The 4,923-nt window shown below is 65.2% G+C and carries 5 protein-coding genes; 3 read left to right on the plus strand and 2 right to left on the minus strand.

Annotation, left to right across the window (positions count from 1 at the left end):
* Together EOD15_RS28435 and lpdA are read left to right on the plus strand one after the other, a co-directional pair.
* Positions 1-1,007 (plus strand): dihydrolipoamide acetyltransferase family protein (locus tag EOD15_RS28435; protein WP_245463789.1); only part of this gene is annotated, 1,007 nt, incomplete at its 5' end.
* A 331-nt stretch (positions 1,008-1,338) separates the two neighbouring features.
* Positions 1,339-2,736: a dihydrolipoyl dehydrogenase gene (gene lpdA, locus EOD15_RS28440; protein WP_127322879.1), complete on the plus strand. Its 1,398-nt coding sequence runs from the start codon at positions 1,339-1,341 to the stop codon at positions 2,734-2,736.
* 232 nt (positions 2,737-2,968) lie between these two features.
* Here the strand turns inward: lpdA and EOD15_RS28450 are convergent, their stop codons facing one another.
* On the minus strand, positions 2,969-4,072 hold the full coding sequence (locus tag EOD15_RS28450; protein WP_127409056.1) for a saccharopine dehydrogenase family protein: 1,104 nt from the start codon (positions 4,070-4,072) through the stop codon (positions 2,969-2,971).
* Positions 4,073-4,187: 115 nt separating this feature from the next.
* On the opposite strand from EOD15_RS28450, the gene EOD15_RS28455 reads away from it, so the two are divergent.
* The gene (locus EOD15_RS28455) at positions 4,188-4,616 is read left to right on the plus strand and encodes an Lrp/AsnC family transcriptional regulator (protein ID WP_127329250.1); all 429 of its coding nucleotides are present in this window, start codon (positions 4,188-4,190) and stop codon (positions 4,614-4,616) included.
* Positions 4,617-4,778: 162 nt separating this feature from the next.
* Here the strand turns inward: EOD15_RS28455 and EOD15_RS37035 are convergent.
* Positions 4,779-4,923, minus strand: a 145-nt coding sequence (locus tag EOD15_RS37035) for an ATP-binding protein (RefSeq protein ID WP_348629436.1), incomplete at its 5' end; no start/stop codon positions are given.

Below are 4,923 nucleotides of genomic sequence, written 5' to 3' on the forward strand. Positions count from 1 at the left end.
GAATCGAAGGCGGGGAAGCGGCGGCGACCGAATCCCCCTCCCCCTTGTGGGGAGGGGCTAGGGGTGGGGGTACGGCGCCGACATCTCAAGTTGCCACGCCCGCCGGCGCACCGCGTCCCGAGGGCGAAAGACCGCTGGCTTCGCCTGCCGTGCGTCTGCGGGCAAAGGAAGCCGGCATCGATCTCAGGCAGGTTGCGGGATCCGGCCCTGCCGGCCGCATCGGCCATGAGGACATCGAAGCGTTCCTGGCGCGCGGGCCGCAGGTTGCCAGGACATCCGGCCTCGCCCGCAACGATGCGATCCAGGATACTAAGGTGGTCGGCTTGCGGCGCAAGATCGCCGAGAAGATGTCGCTGTCGAAATCGCGCATCCCGCACATCACCTATGTCGAGGAGATCGATGTTACAGCACTCGAGGAATTGCGCGCCGCGCTCAACAACGAGAAGCGCCCAGGTAGGGGTGGCGTGGAGAGGCCGAAGCTGACGCTGCTGCCGTTCCTGATGCGGGCCATGGTCAAGGCGATCGCGGACCAGCCCAACCTCAATTCGCTGTTCGACGACGAGGCCGGCATCATCCACCAGCATGGCGGCATCCATATCGGCATCGCCGCGCAGACGCCGTCGGGGCTGGTGGTGCCTGTGGTCAAGCATGCCGAGGCGCGCGACATCTGGGATTGCGGCGCAGAAATCATCAGGCTGGCCGAGGCCGCCAAGTCCGGCACCGCGACACGCGACGAGCTGTCCGGTTCTACCATCACCATTACCTCGCTCGGCGCCATGGGCGGCGTGGCGACGACGCCGGTCATCAACCATCCGGAAGTGGCGATCATCGGCGTCAACAAGATGATGGTGCGGCCGGTGTGGGACGGCACCCAGTTCATCCCGCGCAAGATGATGAATTTGTCGTCGAGCTTCGACCATCGGGTGATCGACGGCTGGGACGCGGCGGTGTTCATCCAGCGGATCAAGACGCTGCTGGAAACGCCGGCGCTGATCTTTGTGGATTGAGGGGCGGGACAATCGAGATGCCGGCGGAACAGCGCCCCCCTCTGCCTTGGAGGACTGGTTTTCTTCTTACAATGTCGAAAATCAGCGAAAGCAGTGGAGGGCGTAATCTCCCCCCTCGAGGGGGAGATGGCCGGCAGGCCAGAGGGGGTTGGTACGACTGGACGCGACCGCCTTGCGCGACAGATGCAGGCCGGCGCTCTACGCGCGGCGACCCCCTCTGTCGCCTTCGGCGACATCTCCCCCTCGAGGGGGGAGATTACGCGCTTCGAGGGCGGCGCGAAGGACCCAACATTATCTGCCTTCCAGCACCATTGTGAACCAGGATGCCAAGATGAAAGAAATCTCCTGCAAGCTGCTCGTCATCGGCGCCGGTCCCGGTGGTTACGTCTGCGCTATCCGTGCTGGACAGCTCGGCGTCGACACGGTGATCGTCGAGGCGGGCAAACCGGGCGGCACCTGCCTCAATGTCGGCTGCATCCCGTCCAAGGCGCTGATCCACGCGGCGGAGGAGTTCGAGAAGGTGTCGCACATGGAAGGCGGCAAGAGCCCGCTCGGCATTTCGCTCTCCGCACCGGCGCTCGACCTGGCTAAGACAATCGCCTGGAAGGACGGCATCGTCAGCCGGCTCAACAGCGGCGTCGCCGGCCTGCTCAAGAAGGCAGGAGTCAAGACCGTGCATGGCTGGGCGAGCTTTCGCGACGGCAAGACCGTCGCGGTCGAGACCGAGACCGGCGTGCAGATCATCCGGGCCGAGACGATCGTCATCGCCACCGGCTCGGCGCCGGTCGAGCTGCCGTTCCTGCCCTTTGGCGGCCCGGTGATTTCGTCAACCGAGGCACTGGCACTGAGCGACGTGCCGAGAAAACTCGCGGTCGTCGGTGGCGGCTATATCGGACTGGAACTCGGCATGGCCTTCGCCAAAATGGGCGCCAAAGTGACCGTCGTCGAGGCCTTGCCGCGCGTGCTGGCGCAGTATGACGCCGAACTCACGCGGCCGGTGGTCAAGCGGCTCAACGCACTCGGCGTCGAGGTGATGCTGGGTGCCAAGGCCAAGGGGCTGTCGACCAAAGGCGATGCGCTGCTGGTCGAGACGGCGGACGGCAAGAGCGCCAAGGTCGCCGCCGAAAAAATCTTGGTGACGGTCGGCCGCAAGCCGGTGACCGAAGGCTGGGGGCTCGACCAGATCGACCTCGACAGGGCAGGCAAATTCATCCGCATCGACGACCAGTGCCGCACCTCCATGCGCGGCATCTTCGCCATCGGCGACGTCACCGGCGAGCCGATGCTGGCGCACCGGGCGATGGCCCAGGGCGAGATGGTCGCCGAGATCGCCGCCGGTCACAAACGCAGCTGGGACAAGCGCTCGATACCCGCCGTCTGCTTCACCGATCCGGAACTTGTGACGGCAGGCCTGTCGCCGGAAGAGGCCAAGGCGCTCGGCGGCGAGATCGAGATCGGCATGTTCCCGTTCGCTGCCAATGGCCGGGCGATGACCAAGCTCGGCGAGGACGGTTTTGTTCGGGTCGTGGCGCGCGCGGACAACCATCTGGTGCTCGGCATCCAGGCGGTCGGGCAGGGCGTCTCGGAACTGGCGGCGGCTTTTGGCCTGGCGCTGGAGATGGGCGCCAGGCTGGAGGACATTGCCGGCACGATCCATGCCCATCCGACGCAAGGCGAGGGATTCCAGGAAGCGGCGCTCAAGGCGCTGGGGCACGCGCTGCATGTTTGATTCGTGATAGTGCAAAGGCGGTGATGCTGGCGGGACACTCGCCCCCCTCTGTCCTGCCGGACATCTCCCCCTCAAGGGGGGAGATCAGCAGTTTCGGGCAACCCGCCTCTTCCAAGACTTTGAAAATTGGCGAAATCTAAGATGACAGCCGATCTCCCCCCTAGAGGGGGAGATGCCCGGCAGGGCAGAGGGGGGCACTGTCCGCCAGCCTCTCACAAGAGAGAGACGCTGATCACCCCGCCAGCCGGCTCACCATCTCGTGCTGCGCATAGGCGCGCCCGAAACGGTTGGCCAGAAACGCGTCAAGCGCGATGTCTTCCTGCTTGATGAAACCCGTCGCCGGCAGGCTGCCGTCGGCCAGCATGTCGAGCACGGCGCAGATGCCGGACGCCGTGGTGATCTGGATGGCGCTTCGCACCTGGTCGCCGATGCGCCTGGAGTAGATCTTGTTGGCGTAGGTCTCCTGCAGCAGGCGGCCGTTCTTGCGGCCGGAGACGGTGACGAAGACGATGACCACGTCCTGCAGGGTCGCCGGCAGGGCGCTCTCGAAAATGTCTTTCAGCACGTCACGGCGGTGGCGCAGGCCGAGATCGTTGAGCAGCGCCTTCATGATCGCGGCGTGGCCGGGATAGCGGATGGTGCGGTAGTTCAGCGTGCGCACTCTGCCCTTCAGCGTCTCGGCCAGCGTGCCAAGGCCGCCGGAGGTGTTGAAGGCCTCGTAGGTGACGCCGTCGAGCGAGAACTCCTCGCGCTCTTCCAGTGGCGGCACCTCGACCAGCTCGCCTTCGACGATCGCCTCGCAGGGCTCGCAATATTCGTTGATGACGCCGTCGGTGCTCCAGGTCAGATTGTAGTTCAGCGCATTGGAGGGATATTGCGGCAAAGCGCCGACGCGCATGCGCACGCTCTCCAGCGAATCGAAACGGCTGGCGAGATCGTTGGCGACGATCGAGATGAAGCCCGGCGCCAGGCCGCATTGCGGAATGAAGGCGTTTCTGGCCGAAACCGCCAGTTCCTTGACGCGGCGGGTCGAGACGACATCCTCGGTCAGGTCGAGATAGTGCACGCCGGCACAGGCCGCCGCTTCGGCGATGCGGGTGGTCAGATGGAAGGGAGCGGCGCTGAGCACCGCGAATTTGCCGGCGAGTGCGGCTTCAAGCGTACCGGATGCTTCGATGTCGAGCTCAAGCGTCGCAACCGTGGTCGGCACTTCGGCAGCAGCGAACTGTGCCGCCGAGCGGTCGACGAGCGTGACCTGATAATCCCCCGTGGCGGCGAGCATCTCGGCAATGGTCGAGCCGATCTTTCCGGCGCCGACAACGACAATTTTCTTCATGACCGATCCCTCACTGATTGTGAGCCCAGATTCGCAGCTTGCCCGTCGAATGGAAGCGTGGTTTTGTTCGAAACGAAACCATCTATTGGCCAGTGCGCCGAGAAGAATCGTCGAAATGCTCAGTGACGCCGAACAGGCCCTGCTTTCCCTGCTGCGCGAGAATGCCCGCGCCTCGACCGCCGAGCTGGCGCGGCGGCTTGGCGTGTCTCGAACGACCGTGCAGAGCCGCATCGAACGGCTGGAGCAGCGCGGCATCATATCAGGCTATGGCGTGCGGCTGGCGCCGGACTACGAGCAGGGGCTGGTGCGGGCGCATGTACTGCTCACCGTGACGCCCAAGCTCGCCGACAAGGTGGTGCGCGGCCTGCGCGCCCTGACGACGGTCCGGACGCTGCATTCGGTCAGCGGCAATTTCGACATGATCGTCATCGTCGACGCACCGTCGATCCGCGACCTCGACATGCTGCTCGACCAGATCGGCGCCATGGACGGGGTCGAGCGGACCCTGTCGTCGATCATCCTGTCGACGCGGATTGATCGGTGAAGCTGCTGGTCTCCCCCTCGAGGGGGAGATGGCCGGCAGGCCAGAGGGGGTCGGTCCGACCGGATGCGACCTCCTTGCGACAGATGGAGGCTGGCGCTTCACGCGAGGCGACCCCCTCGTCGCCTTCGGCGACATCTCCCCCTCAAGGGGGGAGATCGGCCTCTAACCCGTCGCCAGCGGAAAACTCACCGCCACCGCAAGCCCGGGCTGCCCATCGCCCAGCGTGATCGATGCGCCATGCAGATCGGCAATCGCTCGCACAAGGCTGAGACCCAGCCCGCTGCCCGGCGTCGACCGGCTATGGTCC

It is taken from the genome of Mesorhizobium sp. M7A.T.Ca.US.000.02.2.1 (assembly GCF_003996995.1).
Lineage (GTDB): Bacteria > Pseudomonadota > Alphaproteobacteria > Rhizobiales > Rhizobiaceae > Mesorhizobium.